Here is a 20,311-nt window from a genome sequence, read left to right on the forward strand (position 1 = left end):
CATCGCGGGGACGGCCTTACCTCTGGCCGTCCTCTCCAGAACAACAATTTTCTAGACCCAAACGATATCAAACTCTTCGCGGCCGTATTGCGTATCCGGGTGCAGCGACACCGGCCGTTTGATAAAGTCTGACAAATTGGCCAGGCTTTGTGACTCTTCATCGCCCAGCATATTGATCACCTCGGGCGAGGCCAGAATCTTGAACTCTTTGGCATTTTTAAACTGCTTGGACTCACGCAATAACTCACGCATGATTTCATAGCAAATGGTCTGGGCGGTCTTGAGCTCACCACGCCCCTGGCAAACCTGACACGATTCACACAGCAAATGCGCCAGGCTCTCGCGCGTCCGTTTGCGCGTGAGCTCCACCAGCCCAAGGGCAGAAAACCCGTTCACATTAATCCGCGCACGGTCCAGCGTCACAGCACTGCGCAACTCTTCCAGCACTGCCGCACGTTGTGCATCCTCATCCATATCAATAAAGTCGATGATAATGATGCCGCCCAGGTTACGCAGGCGTAGCTGACGGGCAATCGCTTGCGCCGCCTCCAGATTGGTTTTGAAAATGGTATCGGACAGGTTTTTACCACTGACAAAACTACCGGTGTTCACATCCACCGTGGTCAGCGCTTCAGTCTGGTCAAAGATCAGGTAGCCACCCGATTTGAGCTCCACCTTGCGCGCCAGCGCCTTTTCGATTTCGTTTTCAATATCGTAAAACTCAAACAGCGAGCGTTCGCCTTTGTAGTGCGTCAGCGGTTTTACCGCGTGCGAAACATAAAGCTCGGCAAACTCTTTTAGCCGCTCAAACATCTCGCGCGAATCGACACGGATGCTGGTGGTTTCGGTACACACCACATCGCGCAAAATGCGTCGCGGCAAACTCAGGTCATAAAAAATCAGCGAGCGTTCACCGACCTTGGTGCTCTCGGTCTGGATTTTTTGCCACACTTTGCGCAAATACTCGATGTCGGCCAACAACTCCTGATCGGTGGCGTTTTCTGACATGGTGCGGATGATATAGCCGCCTTCGCGTGCTTCAGGCAACAAGCCCAGCAAACGATTGCGCAAAAACTCGCGTTCTTCTTCGTGATCAATGCGCTGCGATACGCCGATATGTTTCTGGTAAGGCAAATACACCAAAAAACGGCCGGCAATGCTGATTTCAGTGGTCAGGCGTGCGCCTTTGGTGCCTATCGCCTCTTTAATCACCTGGACGATAATCGACTGGCCTTCATGCAACACTTCCTGAATCGGGCGGTCGGTTTTCACCGCGCCCTCCTCGGTATGGCACTCCATGATATCGGCCGCATGCAAAAAGGCCGCACGCGGCAGGCCGATTTCGACAAAGGCAGATTGCATGCCAGGCAACACGCGCACAACAGTGCCGCGATAAATATTACCGACAATCCCCAGCGAAGAGGCGCGTTCAATGTGCAACTCCTGAACGATGCCCTGCTCCAGAATCGCCACGCGCGTTTCCTGCGGCGTGACGTTAATCAATACTTCCTGTGCCAACGACATAGTGCTTATCCAATCCCGAATCTATTTTTTTGATAGCAGTTTACCATGCGTTCAGCAGCTGCGCCGTTTCATGCAGCGGCAAACCCATCACCCCGCTATAACTGCCCTCAATGCGCGCAATCCAGGCCCCGGCACGGCCCTGAATACCATACGCCCCGGCCTTGTCCATGGGCTCCCCCGAAGCCACATAGTCTTGTAGCACCGCCAATGGCACAGGCATCATATGCACCCGCGTGGTACTCAACAAGCACTGCGCTTTACCCTCGTGCATCACCGCTACCGCCGTGTGCACCTCATGCAAGCTGCCACTTAGCCGCGTCAGCATGGCCAGCGCTTCCGCCGCATCCGCCGGCTTGCCCAATATTTCGTTGCCCAGCGCGACCGTGGTATCTGCCGCCAGAATCGGCAACCCGCGGTGACCATGCTCTGCATGGATCGCTTGTGCCTTGGCTACCGCCAGCCGCTGCACATAACGGGCAGGATCTTCACCCGGCCAACATGACTCATCAATATCCGCGGGCATGATGTCACAGCTTATGCCCAATTGCGCCAGTAACTCGACGCGGCGTGGGCTACGCGAGGCCAAAATAATCTTGCGATTGTTCATCATTCTGTATCTTTATCAAATGCACGACATCCAGTGCTGGGTACCACAATTATTAAAACGGTATTATGGCTTATTCCAACCCTGGTTTAGCGAGACTTTGCAAGTTTCGCTAGCCCCGGCCGCTTTGTGTACAATACCCCCTCGTTTCACACTTGCAGCCTCGCCATGAATACCATCGAACAGCTGATACAGCGCGCCGACCAACTGATTACAAGACTTGAGCACCTGTTGCCCACCCCACCTGCTGAGCCAGACTGGCAAGCCGTGGCCTGGCGCTGGGTCAAGCACAACGGACAAGGCCAGTTACAAGCCGTCGGGCATCCACACCAGATTCTGCTGGACGATATCCGCTTTATAGACCGGCAAAAAAATGAGGTGGTGCGAAATACACGCCAGTTTTTACAAGGCCTGCCCGCCAACCACGTGTTGCTGACAGGCGCACGCGGCACCGGTAAATCGTCGCTTGTAAAGGCCGTGCTCAACGCTTACGCCAGCCAAGGCTTACGTCTGATAGAAGTCGAAAAACAAGACCTCACAGACTTGCCACAAATCACTCAATTGATACGCAACCGCCCGGAAAAGTTTATTATTTTTTGTGATGACCTCACCTTTGAAGCCAACGACATCGGCTATAAAGCCCTTAAAGTCATCCTCGATGGCTCGATTGAAAACGCCTCGTCCAACCTGCTGGTCTACGCCACGTCTAACCGCAAAAACCTGATGCCGGAATATATGTCTGACAATCAACCGATTGTAGATAACGGCGAAATCCGCCAGAACGACACCATAGACGAAAAAACCTCACTGGCAGAGCGCTTTGGTTTGTGGCTCTCGTTTTACAGTTTCGACCAGGATGAATATCTCAATATTGCCGCCCACTGGCTGCAGACTTTTGGCATCACGATGGATGAGACAGCCCGTCATGCCGCCCTGCAGTTTTACCATACGCGCGGCGCCCGCAGCGGCCGTGTCGCCTACCAGTTTGCCAAAGACTACGCCGGCCAACTGCAACTGAAATCCTGAGCCATGACAAAACTCGTCCAAGTCGCCGTCGCTATCCTGATCCGCCCCAATGGCGAATACTTGCTCGCCAGCCGTCCCAATGGCAAAGGCTGGGCTGGTTGGTGGGAATTCCCCGGCGGCAAAATCGAATCTGGTGAAAGCCCGGAACAGGCACTGATCCGTGAATCACAGGAAGAACTCGGCATTACGCCCACACAAATCCAGCCATGGATCAAACGCCGCTACGACTACCCGGCCACGCATGACGCCGAAGCCAAAACCGTGCTGCTGCATTTCTTTTTTGTTCATACCTGGCAAGGCGAATTACAAGCGCGCGAAGGCCAGCAGTTTGCCTGGCAGCACCCACGCACACTCAACGTCAGCCCCGTGCTACCTGCCAATGCACCAATCATGCAAGCACTCAGTCTGCCACCTGTGTATGCCATCAGCAATATCCAGGAAATGGGTGAACACGCATTCTTGCAAGCGTTAAAGCAGCAGCTCGACCAAGGCCTGCAATTGCTGCAAATACGCGAATCACAGCTTGATGACGCAGCCCTCGCCAAATTGAGCGAGGAAGTATTACAGCTATGTGCGCCTTATGACTGCCGCTGCTTACTCAATGGTAGCCCCGAACAAGCATTACAACTCGGCTACCACGGCGTGCATTTAAATAGCCAGCGCCTGATGACCCTCACGAAAAAGCCGGATAACTTGTTAGTAGGTGCCTCTTGCCATAACCGCGTAGAGTTAGCGCAAGCACAATCATTACAACTACACTTTGCAATGCTCTCCCCTGTGCTACCGACAAAAAGTCACCCTGAAGCAACTGGACTAGGCTGGGAGCAATTTGGTGAAATGTTAAACGGGCTTGAGATTCCAGTGTATGCACTGGGTGGGATGCATTTTGAACATGTATCGCAGGCGCAATCCTTTGGTGCGCGTGGCATTGCCATGCAACGTGCGATCTGGGAGCAACAAACTTGTGCGCCATCAGCTGCATCGTATGCCCATACTGGCTAAACAAACGTGCCCAGTGATACGCACCTGTACAAGCCTCCATCCAAGTGAGGCAAGGCGGTAAGTTGGCGACAATCGAGAGCAGTTGATCCCGTGCCACGCATGGCTTGATTAAAACCACATGACCTTGGTTGTCAACGCCATGCAAAGCGAATATATTCTTGGCTAAATCAATCCCGAGTGTGACAATATTCATGGACTTCCTATATCAATGGCGTGATGAAGTGTGGAAACTCAATCATTGCAGGTTTAACTTCTCGCGGCTTCCAACACAAGCCCGAGGCAGGGAAGTACCTTTCGTCCGTTAGGCATTTCACACCGCCCATGAAAATAGACAGCCTTGACCACTTGGTGCTTACCGTGAAAGACATCGAAACCACCGCGTCTTTCTATTCGAGAGTCTTAGGCATGGACATCATTACTTTCGGTGGCGGTCGTAAAGCTTTGTCTTTTGGCACGCAGAAAATTAACCTACATCAGGTCGGGAAAGAGCTGGAGCCAAAAGCCCAACAGCCTATGCCTGGCTCGGCTGATTTGTGCTTTATCACATCAGTTCCGCTCTCTGATGTGGCAATCCACCTATCTTCGTGCAATGTTGCTGTAATCGAGGGCCCGGTACAGCGCACAGGAGCAACAGGCAAAATTCTTTCTGTGTATTTTCGCGATCCTGATATGAATCTGATTGAGGTTTCAAATCATGTGCATGCCTAAGATTTTGATCGGTCCTTCTACTTAGATGCCAGGAAAATAATAAAGATGATACAGTTTTCATTTATTAACTTATTGCTCTTAGCCTCATTTTCTACAGCACAAGCTGCAGATTACCTAGGTCAGTTTCTTTACAAATACGACAGCGGCAGTATTTACCGTGTAAAGGTAAATGATGCTAGATCAATGTCGTGGGTGTGTATTGAGGGCTCTGAAAAAGGCGCGAATGGTATAGAAAAACCTGAACGCTTTAAAGTCGCCGAAAAAATTTACTTTGCCTCATGGGTAGAAAAAACAGGCATTAGCGTCTCTCAGGTGATTAACTTAAAAACAATGAAGGTCTATTCAACCATTATTGACGGTAAAGAACGTTATGTTCTTGCAGGTAAAGTCATTCGTGAAAAATAAGGTTTTTTCCTAACTCATCATCCAGCGGGACGCCTAGCTGAGCACCTTAATTCAAACTGTAAGTGCTTCCCCATTTTAAACACTAGCCATCAGCAATCTTTGTGTGTGTTTAAGTTTTTTAGCGCATAAGTATCATTTGCTGAAGCCAGTGGTAAGCTAGAAGTCGAAGGACTGAGGTAAATACACCTAATCATATTGGGCTCGTTCGGCAGGGTCCAAACAGCTACACATCAAAGCTGGGAGTTCAGCTATGATTGAATTATCCATATCAATGTGTTTTCAACAGAATACAAAGTGCCAAGTGATGTGCGCCTGTACACACCAACATCCCAATGAGGCAAACCGGTAAGTTGGCAACTATGGAATACGGTTGGTCTAGTAAAACGTGTTACTTAATTAAAATTTCATGACATTCATTGTCAACGCTGTATAAAGGGCACGCTTTGATGCAGAGCGCGCAGGCATGTCACGCATCAGGAATAACAACTCAAGAAATCTTTCCGGAATACACAAAGTTCTTTAGCTTCGAAATTAATTAGAGTCGCTTATAACTCTCTCTTTCGATGAGGCGAATTTAAAACACACCACAAGGGCATACTTCAACACAGCTCCTTAGCCGCGCACTTGTTCAACTTAATTATAGGATTATCTTACCGTCTGTACCGTATTCTTTAACAATTTAATTACTTCGCATCGAAACGATAACTTGATGTGAATACCATCCCCATCAGCAATTCATTATAAATTACTGTCGCCGTATCATCCTCCGCAGCACCAGTAGCAATCATTAACGGAATAAAATGATCTTCGCGCGGATGTGCAAAGCGCGCTGCTGGCGCACTCTCCCAAGCAGTCAGTAATTTACTGCGCTTTTGCCCTGTCTGCCCAGTGAGAGTTTGCGTTATCCATCTGTCAAACAAACGTGATTTTTCTTTTGCATCCCTCGGAAAACATAAATCATGGTAATTCATACCACTGACAATGATGAGTATGCCTTCCTCACGCAGTGGAGCTAAGACGCGGCCAACCGCCATATGTGCCTCAGGTGAATAATCCCGCTGGATAGAGAGCTGAATGATGGGGACATCTGCATCTGGGTACATGGGGTAGGCAATCGTATAGACACCATGGTCATATCCACGCATGGTATTTTCAGATGCGCCTATCCCTGCTGATGCGAGCAATCCCATGATCCGATGGGCAAAGGTTGGTGCACCAGGAGCTTTGTAGTGAATATGATAGGTTTTTTCTGGGAACCCAGAATAATCATAGATCATCGGTGGGTTAGGATGAGCCATAACGGTGAAATCCTCCTCTTCCCAGTGACCAGAAACAACCAGCATAGCCTTTGGTTTCTTCGGTAAGTGCGCGGGAATATCCTGTAGCGATCGATGGAGCAATCCATAGCTGTCGCCCATTTCATCCATCAGCCATAGCCATGGACCGCCACCATGCGAGAGAAAATAAACAGGCATCTTTTGCATTTTTTGCTCCACATTGATTAATTTTAGCGTGCCGCAATCTGTGCTTTGTTGTGTCTACCCCATAAGACAAAAATCGATAGAGAAATTAGAACAGCATTGAAAGGCAGCACCATGAATTCGTCACGTGATGCATGAAACGCAATAGCCAGTATTTGTAGTACCGTACAACCAAGAGCAGCGAGTACCGTCAACTTTGGCAGTATCCGTGTCAACGATGGGAGTAAAATGCCAATGCCACCTGCAAGATCAACCAATCCGATAAATCTTACAAAATTTTCAGAATACTGTCCTGTCCACGGCATCATCTGTGAAAGTTCAGGAATAGGAGTTGTAAATTTAGTGATACCGGAAAACACATAAATACCGAAGGCCGCCACTTGGGCAACCCACAGGCCTATACGCAAAGCCTTGCTTGGCACGTAATGTATTGATGATTGTTGTTGCATAGTCTTCTCCGTTAATGGGTGCGATTGATGATGATTCGCATCCTACATCTTTCTACATGGTGTATCATCAACTAAAAAGTTGATACTGAATTTCTTGAGAGTAAACAATTATGGATACGCTTCTTAGTCTGCATCTACTTGACGCGGTGGCCGAACGCAAGAGTTTTTCGGCTGTGGCAGACCGCTTCAGTCTGTCACCTGCCATGACCAGTAAGCATATTCAGCATATCGAAAGGCAAGTGGGTGCGAGGCTTCTGAATCGTAATAGTCGCAACGTTAGTCTTACTGAAGCCGGTGAACGTTACTTAGCCGCAGTTCGCCCGCTTCTAGAAGGGCTTGCAGAAGCTAAAGCTCAGGTATCTCATGCAACGCTGGCCCCGCATGGCGTATTAAAGGCGAGCATGCCTGTCTGGATGGCCAACTCCGCTTTCGCTCGCTTGATCGCTGTCTATCGGGCAGAAAATCCCAAAGTGACGTTAGACTTCGACCTGAGTGGTCGAATGGTGAATTTAGTGGAGGATGGTTTCGATCTTGCACTGCGTGTGACGATGGCACTGGGCGAGGGGCTCATTGCGCGTAAGCTCAGTATGGTGCGCTTTTACCTAGTCGCATCGCCTGAGTTTCTCAACCAGATTGGGCGACCGACAACGGTCACCGACCTTTCCGGTGCGCCATTCCTTGCTTATGCTCCGATGGCAAATGGCGGCCACATTCGCTTCGGTGAGGGAGCTGATGCCGTTAATATCAATTTTCGCCAGATCATGCAAAGCGAAAATGAAACACTGTTATTACTTGCAGCATGCGAAGGTATGGGATTTGTGTTCTTGCCACACTGGTTGGTGAACGATTATATTACTGATGGGCGACTCGAACTTGTACTGCCTGACACCTTGTGCCCAACTACACCGCTTTACGCTATTTATCCAGACCGAAATTACCTTCCAGCTAAGGTACGGAGTTTCCTTGATTTCCTGTCGGGGCCGAATGGATTTGGAGTAAATCAAAAATAATGGGGTGTACTTATTTGTTGACGTAACATTAATAAATGCGCCGTCTTTTCTGTTCGTTTGGCGAGTTATCTTCAAAGTTTATGGCATTCTCCAGGGTTAAGACGTCGGTCATGCTTACAAGCTACACACACTGGACGTGCCAAACTGCAGGGCGCCCAATACCTAAAACAAGGGCATCCCCATTTTAAGCAATAGCTATATGAAATGTTTTTGTGTTAAGTTTTTCAGAAGATTAAGTATCCTTTGCTATAGAAAATGTTAAGTAAAAAAGAGAAGGACTGCATTATTACAAACGGTAATATCAGGCACTATTCTCAGCCCCCAGGTATCAACTCTGGCAGTTCAGCTCTGATGCATCTACTTGCATTAGAAATAAGGTTATCAAGGGATTAACCACATAAAGTGCTACCATGGGGCTATCGACTGACCCAGATATGGCTTTTATCAAATGAATACAGAACAACCGAACAATCCATTGCACGGTATCACGCTTGCAAAAGTGGTTGAGCAATTAGTGGCGCATTACGGCTGGGAGGCGCTGGCGACAAGGATTAATATCAACTGTTTTAAAAATGACCCTTCAGTTAAATCTAGCCTGAAGTTTTTGCGCAGAACGCCTTGGGCAAGGGCTGAGGTGGAGGCGTTGTTTTTGCGGACATTTTCAAACTAAACGATTCTTACGCCTGCCCGAGTTGGCAGTGTGTTACTGCCGATGTTCTCATTATAAAAAAGCCAGCAAATGCTGGCTTTTTTGCTGGTGATTCTGTCATATCGCAGATAAGTATGTTTAGGGCGCTGCCTTCACGGGCATGGTGACAAACTGATCGGTGATGTTGCCTTGTTTATCTTTAAAGCACAGCCTGAACTTGACCTGCTCACCGGCTTTAAACGGGGTGGGCAACTCAAACAGCATCAAATGCAATCCACCTGGCGCCAGCTTGATGGGCTTGCCCGCAGGGACAGGCAACGCTTCCATACTGCGCATTTTCATGACACCGTTTTGCATGGTCATGCTGTGCATTTCTACGCTCTCTGCACGCTCGGTTTCAATGTAGACCAGAGTGACGTCTTGCGGGCTGGTGAGCGTGAGGTAGGCGGCGCCGACGGACTGGCCGGGATTGGAGGCGCGCACCCAGGCATCGGTGAGTTTGACTTCTGCATGTGCAAAGGCCGTGGAGGCTAACAGGCACAAGCTCGCGAGCAATTTAAGGCAGAGGTGTTTTGTTTGCATACTTAAATCCAGTCTCAAATTATTCTGGCTCGTATAAGTCTGGCGGCGTGCTATCGGGGATGCGAAACTTTTCCGAAGCCCAATCGCCCAGGTCCATCAGTTTGCAGCGTTCGCTACAAAAAGGCCGGAATGGATTTTTAGGGGAATACTCGGTGGTTTCTCCGCAGGCGGGACAGGCCACCTTGCGCGGTTTGACTACTGCTTGCGTCAATTGTGACTGGCTCCGGTAAAGTTGCAGACGATCATCTTGAATGGGATATCCTGTTCACAGCCTTTGGGGCGTTGCACAAAGTCCAGCTTTTGAAAGCGGATGTTGATCGCATATTTGTTGGCACTGACTTCCGGGAAGCATTCTTCATGGTCAATTTCAATGCGCAATAACTGGGCAGGTTTGTGTCCGGAAAGCTGTTGCTGATAGGCGCCATGGTGGGCAACCAGGGATAACACCTGGCCACTGCCACGCAACAACTGCATAATCAGGCTGATGGCTTCGTACATCGGCATCAAGCGGGATAACCACTGCGTAAAATCTTGTTTGCGGCGCTCTACACTCAGGTAGAGCCAGTGGCGGTATGAGGGCAAGTCAAACTCGCAGACCCCGCCTGGAATACTGGTCCGCTGCTTGACGCTCATGAGCCAGTCATTGTCGCGCAAGGTTTGGCCGAGCTTTTGATGATCGGCTCGCAGGGTGGTGGCGCAACGGTCCAGATTGTTTACGGTGCTTTCGAGCGCCTCTTGGTCGATATTGGGATTATGTTGCAGCAGGGAAAGCTGGACTTTATGACGGTCCAGCTCTTGCAGCAAATCTACCTTGAGATCACCACGATCAATGACATCCAACACTTGCAGCATGGAAATCAGCGCCACATGATGACTGACCTCGTGACCAATGGCAATGTGATGCAGCATCTTGTTGAACAGGTCTTCAAGACGAAGATAGGTTCTGATGCGCTCGTTAAATGGAAATTCGTAGCTCGACACGGCAGCCTTTTCTGTCAGCTGATACTTGAAAAGTATGCAATAAAAGTTTGATTATGAAACCCTTTTAACTCAGAGGCAAGTTTTAGAGAAATTTTTGTGAAATTGAAGCACTTTTTGCTGTAAATCGGCGAGTGTCAGCTGGTTTTCAATCACGGTATCCGCAATCGCCAGCCGCGCCTCTCGCGGACTTTGCGACGCCATGATGGCTTGTGCCATTTCGGCAGAGAGCTGACTGCGTTGCATGACCCGCTGCAACTGCGTCTCTTCATCGCAATCGATCACCAGTACATGATCTATCATGGACCAATCCTCGCGGCTCTCGACCAGTAATGGGATCGCCAGAATCACATACGGATGACTGGCATACTGGGCAATTTGCTGTACGGCCTCAGCACGGATCGCCGGGTGCATGATCTGATTCAGTTGTTCGAGGGCCTCTGGGTGCTCAAACACGTGCGCGCGCAGTGTGGCCCGGCTGAGACGTCCATCTGCCTCAAACATGTGGTCGCCAAAAGCCGCCCTCACCGCTTGCATGGCAGGACTGCCGGGGTCACTCATGGCGTGCGCAATGTGGTCCAGATCCACCACAGGCACGCCTAAGGCAGAAAATGCTGCACACGCCTCGCTTTTACCACTGCCGATACCGCCGGTCACGGCCACCACTTTTGCCATGTGCTGCTCCCGTTAAGGCACTAAATAATAAGCGGCCAGAGTTTGCCCATAAAACAGGGCGGCGATGCCGCCCAGGGCTAAAAAAGGACCAAAAGGAATCGCAGTTTGTCGGGTTTTGCCTTTGAGCAGAATCAAGCCGATGCCGATCACACTACCAACCACCGAGCTCAATAAAATGACCGCTGGCAGCAGTTGCCAGCCGAACCAGGCACCGATCGCAGCCAGCAGCTTGAAATCACCGTACCCCATGCCCTCCTTGCCTGTCACGAGTTTAAACAGCCAGTAGACCGCCCACAACACCAGATAACCCGCCATGGCACCGATCACGGCTGACGAGAGATCGGTAAACCCATCTTTAAGGTTAAGCAACAGCCCCAGCCACAACAGCGGCAAGGTAATGTCATCAGGCAACAGTTGTGTATCAAAATCAATAAAGGTCAATGCGACCAGCGCGAATACAAATGCCAGTGCAAACAAGGTCAAATGGCTATAGCCATATTGCACAGCCACCGCAACCGACAGACCGCCGGTCAGCAATTCAACCAATGGATAACGCATTGAAATCGGCGCATGACAGGCTTTACAGCGTCCGCGTAAGAATAGATAGCTGATCACAGGAATATTCTCGAATGCCGTAATCTGGTGTCCGCAATGCGGGCAGATCGAACGTGGCACCACAAGATTGTATTTGGGTTGATCAGGCACCTCTTGCCCCTGCAAATCGAGACAGCTTGCCTGCCATTCACGCTCCATCATTTTGGGCAAACGATGAATCACTACATTGAGAAAGCTGCCAACTAGCAAACCAAATACCAGACAGGCGGCTTGCAGGGCATGAGGCTGCGTGCGCAGCAGACTTAAAACAGGTTCAAGGATTTCGTGCATGATGCCGATAACAAAGAATAAGGTTGCTGCATCATCTCATCGTTGATGCCCATAGGCAAGGCTGACAAAGTGCAAAACTGCTTTAAAAGCGCATTCTTCTGGCTTGAAAACTGTTTGCAAGTCACCATTTATGTGTAAGATGGTCATGACACAGCAACTTGAGTGGTTTGCGTCTGTGTGAAGTGGCATCTGTTATCTATAGAAGGAAGTTGCCTATGTCTGATCAAATCAAATTTACATCGCCAACCGAAGTTGAGTTGAACGAGGTTGAACATCCTGCCTGGGATGAGCCAGTGATTTGTCGAGTAGAAGTCGATTTACCTGGATGGCTCACCAAACTGACCGGACAATCACACTGGGAAGTCTACAGTGAAGAAGAAGAGGAAAACTGCGTAAGCTTTGCGATGCGCTCTTCGAATCATCATCGTTTGCAAAAAGCGATGGCGTCAGCAGAGAGCGACCTGCAGGCAGAGGTGACCTTGTATCACAACGGCTATGCCGTCGTCGATGTCAATGGAAAATCCTTGTTTGATGGCGCATTGACCCATGCGACCAACGACTGCGCGCGACTCAGCTACTACCACATGAGTGGCGAGCCTATCGCCCTGAATTAACCCGGTGTTTGGTTCAGCCGGTATTTTTTAAGTGTTGTCGCCTGCGTACAAGCAGGCAACACCTTAATGTTGCCGGTTGACCGAAAACTGGGCCAAATCCAGCAAAGCCTGTTTGGCGGGCGTCAGTTCAAAAATGGCCAGTGATTCACAGGCCTGTTCTGCTTCTTTTTGCGCCACGGCGCGTACATAATCAAATGCCTTCACAGCATGCAAAATCTCCAGCACGGCATCTAGCTGCGTGACCTGCCCTTCTAACAAGGCCTGCTTGACCAAGTCCGCTTGCGCGGTTGGCGCTTGCTGGATGGCATACAACATCGGTAAGGTCACTTTTCCCTCGGCCAGGTCATTGCCCAAGGTTTTGCCAATTTTTTCGCTGTCTCCAGTCAAATCCAGCACATCATCTATGAGCTGAAAGGCCGTGCCCAAGTGCATGCCATACTTGGCCAGCCCCTCTTCTTGCGCGACGCTGGCCTGACACTGCACCGCTCCCAGACGGGTCGCCGCTTCAAACAGCTTGGCGGTTTTAAAATGAATGACCTGCAAGTAATCCTGCTCGCTAACACCAATATTGCGCACATTGAGCAGCTGTAGCACTTCGCCTTCGGAAATCACATTGGTGGCATCGGCCAGGATTTCCATCACACGCATGTTTTGCAGCCTGACCATCATCTGAAAGGAACGCGAATACAGAAAATCGCCGACCAGCACACTGGCAGGATTGCCATACACATGATTGGCGGTAGATTTGCCACGACGCAGTTCGGAAGCATCAACCACATCATCATGCAATAAAGTGGCTGTATGAATAAATTCGACAATGGCTGCCAGAGCATGGTGGTCCGGTGTTACACGCCCGGCCAGATCAGCGGCCATCAATACCAACGTTGGACGCAAGCGTTTGCCACCACTATGAATGATATATTCCGAAATTTGATTAATCAGCGGAACTTGGGATGACAAAGACTGGCGAATAACGGCATCCACCTGCTGCATATCGCCTGCAATCCGCGCCAAACAAGCCTGAAGAGACACTGAAACACCAATTAAATGAAAAGCTGAAGCATATCATACCGCCATCATCATCGCTATGTTCAGCGCGTATCAGCGATGTATCAACGCACTGATGAGCTTTAAGAAATGTAATGTTGAACAGGGATCAATAAAAGAAAAAAGCCTTGTTTCTCTGAAAGAAACAAGGCTTTTATTTTTGGCGCGCCCGGAGCGATTCGAACGCCCGACCCTTTGGTTCGTAGCCAAATACTCTATCCAACTGAGCTACGGGCGCCAAGGTTTGTTGCTTTGCAACAAAAACAGCATTATAACATAAGTTTCAGCTTTGTGGAGGGGTCTACGCAACGATGACACCCTAATTTACCAAACCCTTGAATCGTTAAACCCAGGTATTTGGCGGTGAGCGAGGGATTCGAACCCTCGATACAGGTTTAAGCCCGTATGCTTCCTTAGCAGGGAAGTGCCTTCGACCACTCGGCCAGCTCACCTTATTAAAACAATGACGCCTTAATAATACCAACACAGCTGATGCTGTTTTCTTTGCAGTATTGCTACTGCATTGAAGGGCGCCATACTACGTGAAAACCCTTCAAAAATCAACGCAAAAAAGAAGAATGTTTTATTTCTTTATTCGTGCGTTTGCGATTATGCGTTTTCCAGGCCAAACGCCTTATGTAACACGCGCACAGCCAGTTCCATATACTTCTCTTCGATCACCACTGCGATCTTGATTTCACTGGTAGAGATCATTTGAATGTTGATGCCTTCTTCGGCCAATGTACGGAACATCTGGCTAGCAATCCCCACATGCGAACGCATGCCCACGCCGACTACGGACACTTTTGCAATCTTGTCATCGCCAGTCACTTCACGTGCCTGGATATGGCCTTGAACCTTGTCGCGCAGAATTGTCAGCGCCTTGTTCATTTCGTTTTTGTGTACGGTGAACGTGAAGTCTGTCGTGCCGTCTGCGCCCACGTTCTGGATAATCATATCCACATCAATGTTGGCATCGGCAACAGGACCAAGAATCTGATAAGCAATCCCTGGCTTATCAGGCACGCCTGCTACGGTAATTTTCGCCTCATCGCGGTTAAAAGCGATGCCGGAGATAATTGGATCTTCCATGTTTTCCTCATTCTCTTCAAATGTAATCAGCGTGCCGTCACCCTCTTCTTCAAAGCTGGAGAGCACACGTAACTTAACCTTGTATTTGCCAGCAAATTCAACCGAGCGGATTTGCAGTACTTTGGAGCCTTGCGAGGCCAGTTCGAGCATTTCTTCAAAGGTAATTTTTTCCAGCCGGCGCGCTTCTGGCACCACACGCGGGTCAGTGGTATACACACCATCCACATCGGTATAAATCTGGCATTCATCGGCCTTGAGCGCTGCTGCCAACGCTACACCTGTCGTATCGGAGCCGCCACGGCCCAGCGTGGTGATGTTGCCATGGGCATCCACGCCCTGAAAACCGGCGACCACACAGACATAGCCGTCATCGAGGTCTTGTTTCAGGTTATGCTGGTCAATGTCCAGAATACGCGCTTTGGTAAACGCATCATCCGTAAGGATTTTCACCTGGGTGCCGGTATAGCTCTTGGCCTTGATGCCAAGCTCCATCAGCGCCAATGCGGTCATCCCTATGGTGACCTGCTCACCGGTAGACACCATCACATCCAGCTCGCGCGGATCTGGATCCGGCATGATTTCCTTGGCCAGTGAAATCAGGCGATTGGTTTCACCTGACATGGCTGACACCACGACCACCACTTGATGGCCCATGGCCTTGTAACGTGCCACACGACGCGCCACATTGCGGATACGCTCGGGATTGGCGACTGAGGTGCCACCATATTTTTGTACGATTAATGCCATTATTTTGCTCTGTTAATCAATTGAGTTAATTTAGTTTAGCTTCTGCCCAGGCTTTGACGCTCGCCAGTGCCTGTGGCAGATTTGCGGGTTCAGTGCCGCCGGCCATGGCCATGTCTGGCTTGCCACCACCCTTACCACCCACCTGGCCTGCAACATGATTCACCAGCTCGCCCGCCTTGACTTTGCCAGTCAAGTCAGCAGTCACGCCCGCAGCCAGACTGACCTTGCCCTCTGCCACGCTCGCCAAAACAATGACGGCAGATTTGAGTTTATCCTTGAGTTTATCCATGGTCTCGCGCAAGGCATTGGCATCTGCACCGTCCAAGGCAGCAGCCAATACTTTAACGCCATTGACTTCCAGGGCTTGCGTCGCCAGATCGTCGCCTTGTGAAGAGGCGAGTTTGGATTTCAAACGCGCCAACTCTTTTTCGAGTGACTTGACGTGATCCATCACTTGCGCAATTTTGGCAGGAACTTCATGCGCGGGGGCTTTGAGCTCGCCTGCAACCTGATTAATCAGCGATTGCTGGGATTGCACCAGCTTCAACGCGCCCTCGCCGGTAGTGGCTTCGACACGGCGTACGCCTGCCGCCACGCCACTCTCGGAGGTAATTTTAAACAGTCCAATATCACCAGTGCGGCTGACATGGGTACCGCCACACAACTCGCGCGAAGAGCCGATATCCAGCACGCGTACTTCATCGCCATATTTCTCGCCAAACAGCATCATGGCGCCCGTTTTTTGCGCAGACTCAATATCCATCAAGCGCGCTTGTGTCGCCGCATTGGCCAAAATCTCGGCATTGACCAACGCTTCTACCCTGTCAATCTCGGCATGAGTCATCGGCGCATTATGCACAAAGTCAAAACGGGTTTTTTCCGTATCGACCAGGCTGCCTTTTTGCTGCACATGCTCACCCAGCACTTCACGCAAGGCCTTATGCATCAGATGCGTTGCCGAGTGATTACGCATGGTGCTGGCGCGCGCCTGCAGATTGACTTTAGCCGCCAACGCATCTCCCACAGACAAAGACCCGGTTTTGAGTACGCCATGATGGCCGAACACGGCTGCCTGAATTTTTTGTGTATCTTCTACGGCAAAAATACCGTTGGCAGACTTGAGCTCTCCGCTATCGCCAATCTGGCCACCGGATTCAGCATAGAACGGTGTATGGTCCAGCACGACCACACCCAAATCGCCTTCATTCAGCGTTTGTACAGCACTGCCATCTTTATATAACGCCAAGACTTTAGCAGCGGTTTCCAGCTCGTCATAACCGTGGAATGTGGTCGCAGCGCCGTCATATTCAAGATTGAGCGCCATTTTGAACTTGCCCGCCGCACGCGCCTGCTCTTTTTGGCGCGCCATGGCCGCATCAAAGCCAGCGGTATCCACCGTCACGCCACGTTCGCGGCAGATGTCGGCGGTGAGGTCCAGCGGGAAACCAAAGGTATCGTGCAATTTGAAGGCGAGATCGCCGTTGAACACGGCTGGCTTGGTCGCCAGTTCGGCTTCCAGAATCTGCATGCCGTTCTCTATCGTTTCGAAGAAACGGTCTTCCTCCTGCTTGAGCACCTCCCCAACACGCGCCTGGTTGCTAGTCAACTCAGGGTAAGCCTCACCCATTTCAGCCACAAGATCTGGCACCAGCTTATGGAAGAAAGCAGCACGACAACCCAGTTTATACCCATGACGAATCGCGCGGCGAATAATGCGGCGCAGCACATAGCCACGGCCTTCATTGCCTGGGATCACGCCATCGGCGATCAGGAAGCTACAGGCGCGGATATGGTCAGCCAGCACTTTGAGAGAAGGACTGTCCAAGTCAGCGGTGTTGGTTTCGCGCGCTGCGGCTTTGATTAAGGCTTGGAACAAATCAATTTCGTAGTTCGCATGCACGCCTTGCAACACGGCAGAAATACGCTCTAAGCCCATGCCTGTGTCCACAGACGGTTTAGGCAACGGATGCATCACGCCCGCTTCGTCGCGGTTGAACTGCATGAACACGTTATTCCAGATTTCGATAAAGCGGTCTCCATCTTCATCGGGCGAGCCTGGAGGGCCGCCTGGAATATGCGCACCGTGGTCATAGAAAATTTCTGTACAGGGCCCGCAAGGACCGGTGTCGCCCATCATCCAAAAGTTATCTGAGGCATAACGCGCGCCCTTGTTGTCCCCAATACGGACAATCTTGTCTGCAGGGACGCCCACTTCTTTGTTCCAGATCTCGTAGGCTTCGTCATCCTCAGCGTAGACGGTGACCATCAAGCGTTCTTTGGGTAAAGCGTAGACTTCAGTCAACAGCTCCCAGGCAAAGGTAATGGCATCGCGCTTGAAGTAATCCCCAAAACTGAAGTTACCCAGCATCTCGAAGAAGGTATGGTGACGCGCGGTATAGCCCACATTCTCAAGATCGTTGTGCTTACCACCGGCGCGTACACATTTTTGTGCGGTCGCCGCACGCGTATAGGCACGCTTGTCAAAGCCGAGGAACACATCTTTAAACTGGTTCATACCCGCATTGGTAAACAGCAAGGTGGGGTCACCATGCGGCACCAGTGAACTGGAAGGTACCACTTGGTGGCCTTTAGAAGCAAAGAAATCCAGGAACGCCTGGCGAATTTGTTTGCTGGAAGGTTTTTGCCCGTACTTAACTGTCATCTTCTGCGTGTCTATTCAAAATGTGTTTAATTACATCAAACGTAAAACCCCGACTCTGTAAGAAGCGGGCCTGTTTTGCCCATTCCTCGCGTGTTGTCGGGGCCGCTTTAAATTTTTTGCGCCAGACTTCGCGGGCGCGTGCAACTTCATTGTCCTGCAGGCCTGCAACCGCTTCTGCTATCAAGGTATCGTCTACCCCTTTTTCACGTAGCTCGTTGGCGACACGCGCACTGCCAAATTTGGCTTTACGGGCATGGACCAATTGCTCGGTGAATCTGGCATCACTCAACCAGCCACGCTGTTTAAAATCATCCAACAAGGCTGGGAGGTCATCTGCTTCTTCTGCATAAGCCTTTAGCTTTTGCCCCAACTCCGCGTATGAGTACTCACGCTTGGCCAAGTATTCTAAAGCGCGTTGGCGTAAGGTTTTTTCCAGATTAGCCATCGAATTTTTAGGCCTCAGCGCGAGTAGCGCTCACAGAGAAAAACCAAACGTCAAAAGCGCGCCTCACGCAGGCTCGCAAAAACCTTAATCATCCTCGCCGCGTGCTGAAGGCAGAATATCCGCCAGCACTTTGGCATTGGCGCGAATTTTCGCTTCAATTTCCGCTGCGATTTCTGGATGCTCACGCAAGAACTCTTTGGCATTTTCTTTGCCTTGGCCGATTTTTTCGCCGTTATAGCTAAACCATGCGCCAGCTTTTTCCACCATTTTCAGATTGACGCCCAACTCAATAATCTCACCCAACCGCGAGATGCCTTCGCCATACATAATGTCAAACTCGGCTTGTTTAAATGGTGGCGCGACTTTGTTTTTAATCACTTTGACTTTGGTTTCGGAGCCAATGACTTCGTCACCTTTCTTGATCGCGCCTGTGCGGCGGATATCCAGTCGCACAGAGGCGTAGAATTTAAGCGCGTTACCGCCGGTGGTCGTTTCTGGGTTGCCAAACATGACACCAATTTTCATCCGAATCTGGTTAATGAAGATAACCAGCGTATTGGTACGTTTGATATTGCCGGTGAGTTTACGCAAGGCTTGTGACATCAAGCGCGCCTGCAAGCCCATGTGGCTGTCGCCCATTTCACCTTCAATCTCAGCGCGTGGCGTCAACGCTGCCACCGAGTCGACCACTACAATATCCACTGAGCCGGAACGTACCAGCATGTCGGCAATTTCCAAGGCTTGTTCGCCAGTATCGGGTTGCGAAATCAGCAAATCAGGGACATTCACGCCTAATTTAGAGGCGTATTGCGGGTCCAGCGCATGCTCCGCATCAATAAAAGCAGCGGTGCCGCCTAATTTTTGCATTTCGGCAATCACTTGCAGGGTCAAGGTGGTTTTACCGGAAGACTCCGGGCCATAAATCTCCACAATGCGGCCGCGTGGCAATCCGCCTACGCCGAGTGCGATATCCAGACCCAATGAACCGGTGGAAACGACTTGCAGGTCTTCGCCGATATCAGCATCGCCCATGCGCATAATGGAACCTTTGCCGAACTGCTTTTCAATTTGAGAGAGTGCGGCGGCGAGCGCTTTGCTTTTGTTGTCATCCATGCTGATTACCTTCTTTTAGCGATAAAATGCGTTGCTTGCACAAACGCGATATAATCCAAACAATAACCTCTAATTATTTCATAAATCGACCATCAGTGAAATGGCGTTGCCATGAATAAATGCCTAGCCATTCTGGCCTGAGGCAATTGCGTAGCTGCATGCGTGAATGGTGCTGTCAACCGCGGCCCGGCAACTGCGTTAAATAGATCAGGGAGCATGCATTTGTTTTCCGCTAGAGGAGCATTTATGAAAGTCTTTAAACTGATTCTGACGTTGGCGCTGGCGAGTATCGCGGCAGTCAGCGCGCAAGCACAAGATAACTGGTCGGTGGGCGTGGTGGTAGGCAACCCTTACCCACCCGCTTACTACGCGCCGCCTGCCGTAGTTTATGCACCGCCGCCAGTGGTCATTTACCCACATCCACAAAGCCGTTACTACTACAGCCCCCCTGCAGTGACCTATTCCGCACCAGTACCGCCACCAGGTCCCGGGTTTATTCAGTTCTCTTATGGCAATGGTGGCTACGGCGGTTACAACTATGGCCCGCGCAACTACTATGGTGGCGGATGGGGACGTGGTCACCACCACCATCACCACCACGACGATTAATTGA

Annotated in this window: 22 protein-coding genes, 2 tRNA genes and 1 pseudogene; 8 read left to right on the forward strand and 17 right to left on the reverse strand. The window is 50.4% G+C overall.

Annotated features, from left to right (window positions below):
- Window positions 1–51: 51 nt before the first annotated feature.
- Both rng and AACH41_RS09905 read right to left on the reverse strand, forming a co-directional pair.
- Window positions 52–1,524, reverse strand: a complete 1,473-nt coding sequence (rng, locus tag AACH41_RS09900) for a ribonuclease G (RefSeq protein ID WP_228518766.1) — start codon at window positions 1,522–1,524, stop codon at window positions 52–54.
- A gap of 40 nt (window positions 1,525–1,564) precedes the next feature.
- Window positions 1,565–2,131 (reverse strand): Maf family protein, encoded by a 567-nt coding sequence (locus tag AACH41_RS09905; RefSeq protein WP_338657598.1) that lies wholly within the window; start codon window positions 2,129–2,131, stop codon window positions 1,565–1,567.
- 165 nt (window positions 2,132–2,296) lie between these two features.
- Between AACH41_RS09905 and AACH41_RS09910 the strand changes: the two genes are divergently transcribed.
- Together AACH41_RS09910 and AACH41_RS09915 are read left to right on the forward strand one after the other, a co-directional pair.
- A complete protein-coding gene (locus tag AACH41_RS09910; protein ID WP_338654841.1) occupies window positions 2,297–3,154 on the forward strand; it encodes an ATP-binding protein in 858 nt (285 codons plus the stop codon).
- A gap of 3 nt (window positions 3,155–3,157) precedes the next feature.
- Window positions 3,158–4,156, forward strand: coding sequence for a Nudix family hydrolase (locus AACH41_RS09915; protein WP_338654842.1), 999 nt, complete (start codon window positions 3,158–3,160; stop codon window positions 4,154–4,156).
- On the opposite strand, the pseudogene AACH41_RS09920 reads toward AACH41_RS09915, so the two are convergent.
- Window positions 4,104–4,349 (reverse strand): annotated as a pseudogene (locus AACH41_RS09920) (IS110 family transposase); the annotation flags it as partial. The gene AACH41_RS09915 and the pseudogene AACH41_RS09920 overlap by 53 nt on opposite strands.
- Window positions 4,350–4,477: 128 nt before the next feature.
- Between AACH41_RS09920 and AACH41_RS09925 the strand changes: the two are divergent.
- Window positions 4,478–4,864 carry a VOC family protein gene (locus AACH41_RS09925; protein ID WP_338654843.1) on the forward strand — a complete coding sequence of 129 codons (387 nt, stop codon included), beginning with the start codon at window positions 4,478–4,480 and terminating at the stop codon, window positions 4,862–4,864.
- Window positions 4,865–4,909: 45 nt separating this feature from the next.
- Entirely contained in the window at window positions 4,910–5,269 is a 360-nt protein-coding gene (locus AACH41_RS09930) for a MoaF C-terminal domain-containing protein (RefSeq protein WP_338654844.1), read from the forward strand.
- A gap of 683 nt (window positions 5,270–5,952) precedes the next feature.
- Here the strand turns inward: AACH41_RS09930 and AACH41_RS09935 are convergent.
- On the reverse strand, window positions 5,953–6,753 hold the full coding sequence (locus AACH41_RS09935) for a class III extradiol ring-cleavage dioxygenase (RefSeq protein ID WP_338654846.1): 801 nt from the start codon (window positions 6,751–6,753) through the stop codon (window positions 5,953–5,955).
- Window positions 6,754–6,776: 23 nt separating this feature from the next.
- Window positions 6,777–7,199 carry a DoxX family protein gene (locus AACH41_RS09940; RefSeq protein ID WP_338654848.1) on the reverse strand — a complete coding sequence of 141 codons (423 nt, stop codon included), beginning with the start codon at window positions 7,197–7,199 and terminating at the stop codon, window positions 6,777–6,779.
- A 110-nt stretch (window positions 7,200–7,309) separates the two neighbouring features.
- On the opposite strand from AACH41_RS09940, the gene AACH41_RS09945 reads away from it, so the two are divergent.
- Window positions 7,310–8,209 (forward strand): LysR family transcriptional regulator, encoded by a 900-nt coding sequence (locus tag AACH41_RS09945; RefSeq protein ID WP_338654850.1) that lies wholly within the window; start codon window positions 7,310–7,312, stop codon window positions 8,207–8,209.
- Between the two features lie 448 nt (window positions 8,210–8,657).
- Window positions 8,658–8,879: a VF530 family protein gene (locus tag AACH41_RS09950; RefSeq protein WP_338654851.1), complete on the forward strand. Its 222-nt coding sequence runs from the start codon at window positions 8,658–8,660 to the stop codon at window positions 8,877–8,879.
- 117 nt (window positions 8,880–8,996) lie between these two features.
- Here AACH41_RS09950 and AACH41_RS09955 read toward each other — a convergent pair whose 3' ends face one another.
- The 5 genes from AACH41_RS09955 to AACH41_RS09975 all read right to left on the reverse strand — a co-directional run bounded on the left by AACH41_RS09955 (window position 8,997) and on the right by AACH41_RS09975 (window position 11,978).
- Window positions 8,997–9,440, reverse strand: a complete 444-nt coding sequence (locus tag AACH41_RS09955; RefSeq protein ID WP_338654853.1) for a copper chaperone PCu(A)C — start codon at window positions 9,438–9,440, stop codon at window positions 8,997–8,999.
- A 19-nt stretch (window positions 9,441–9,459) separates the two neighbouring features.
- Entirely contained in the window at window positions 9,460–9,651 is a 192-nt protein-coding gene (locus AACH41_RS09960) for a DNA gyrase inhibitor YacG (protein WP_194748258.1), read from the reverse strand.
- Entirely contained in the window at window positions 9,648–10,421 is a 774-nt protein-coding gene (gene zapD, locus AACH41_RS09965; RefSeq protein ID WP_275355925.1) for a cell division protein ZapD, read from the reverse strand. The genes AACH41_RS09960 and zapD overlap by 4 nt, the downstream gene beginning before the upstream one ends.
- A gap of 69 nt (window positions 10,422–10,490) precedes the next feature.
- The gene (coaE, locus tag AACH41_RS09970; protein ID WP_338654858.1) at window positions 10,491–11,093 is read right to left on the reverse strand and encodes a dephospho-CoA kinase; all 603 of its coding nucleotides are present in this window, start codon (window positions 11,091–11,093) and stop codon (window positions 10,491–10,493) included.
- A gap of 12 nt (window positions 11,094–11,105) precedes the next feature.
- The gene (locus tag AACH41_RS09975) at window positions 11,106–11,978 is read right to left on the reverse strand and encodes an A24 family peptidase (protein WP_338654860.1); all 873 of its coding nucleotides are present in this window, start codon (window positions 11,976–11,978) and stop codon (window positions 11,106–11,108) included.
- A gap of 215 nt (window positions 11,979–12,193) precedes the next feature.
- Here AACH41_RS09975 and AACH41_RS09980 point away from each other — a divergent pair, with 215 nt between their 5' ends.
- Window positions 12,194–12,592 carry a hypothetical protein gene (locus AACH41_RS09980; RefSeq protein WP_194748262.1) on the forward strand — a complete coding sequence of 133 codons (399 nt, stop codon included), beginning with the start codon at window positions 12,194–12,196 and terminating at the stop codon, window positions 12,590–12,592.
- Between the two features lie 63 nt (window positions 12,593–12,655).
- Here the strand turns inward: AACH41_RS09980 and AACH41_RS09985 are convergent, their stop codons facing one another.
- From AACH41_RS09985 to recA, 7 genes are all read right to left on the reverse strand, one after another.
- Window positions 12,656–13,585: a polyprenyl synthetase family protein gene (locus AACH41_RS09985; protein ID WP_338657599.1), complete on the reverse strand. Its 930-nt coding sequence runs from the start codon at window positions 13,583–13,585 to the stop codon at window positions 12,656–12,658.
- A 215-nt stretch (window positions 13,586–13,800) separates the two neighbouring features.
- Window positions 13,801–13,877: transfer RNA gene (locus AACH41_RS09990), tRNA-Arg, on the reverse strand.
- Window positions 13,878–13,997: 120 nt separating this feature from the next.
- A tRNA-Ser gene (locus tag AACH41_RS09995) sits at window positions 13,998–14,091 on the reverse strand.
- 157 nt (window positions 14,092–14,248) lie between these two features.
- Window positions 14,249–15,478, reverse strand: coding sequence for an aspartate kinase (locus AACH41_RS10000; RefSeq protein ID WP_194748263.1), 1,230 nt, complete (start codon window positions 15,476–15,478; stop codon window positions 14,249–14,251).
- A 25-nt stretch (window positions 15,479–15,503) separates the two neighbouring features.
- The gene (gene alaS / locus AACH41_RS10005) at window positions 15,504–18,140 is read right to left on the reverse strand and encodes an alanine--tRNA ligase (protein ID WP_338654862.1); all 2,637 of its coding nucleotides are present in this window, start codon (window positions 18,138–18,140) and stop codon (window positions 15,504–15,506) included.
- Complete coding sequence (gene recX / locus AACH41_RS10010) at window positions 18,130–18,585, reverse strand: recombination regulator RecX (protein WP_338654863.1); 456 nt, start codon at window positions 18,583–18,585, stop codon at window positions 18,130–18,132. The genes alaS and recX overlap by 11 nt, the downstream gene beginning before the upstream one ends.
- A gap of 84 nt (window positions 18,586–18,669) precedes the next feature.
- Window positions 18,670–19,698 carry a recombinase RecA gene (gene recA, locus AACH41_RS10015; protein WP_275355935.1) on the reverse strand — a complete coding sequence of 343 codons (1,029 nt, stop codon included), beginning with the start codon at window positions 19,696–19,698 and terminating at the stop codon, window positions 18,670–18,672.
- Between the two features lie 246 nt (window positions 19,699–19,944).
- Between recA and AACH41_RS10020 the strand changes: the two genes are divergently transcribed.
- Entirely contained in the window at window positions 19,945–20,307 is a 363-nt protein-coding gene (locus AACH41_RS10020) for a hypothetical protein (RefSeq protein WP_194748267.1), read from the forward strand.
- Window positions 20,308–20,311: the final 4 nt, after the last annotated feature.

Origin of the sequence: Methylophilus sp. DW102, from assembly GCF_037076555.1 — a bacterium.
In the GTDB taxonomy this organism is placed as follows: Bacteria; Pseudomonadota; Gammaproteobacteria; order Burkholderiales; family Methylophilaceae; genus Methylophilus; species Methylophilus glucosoxydans.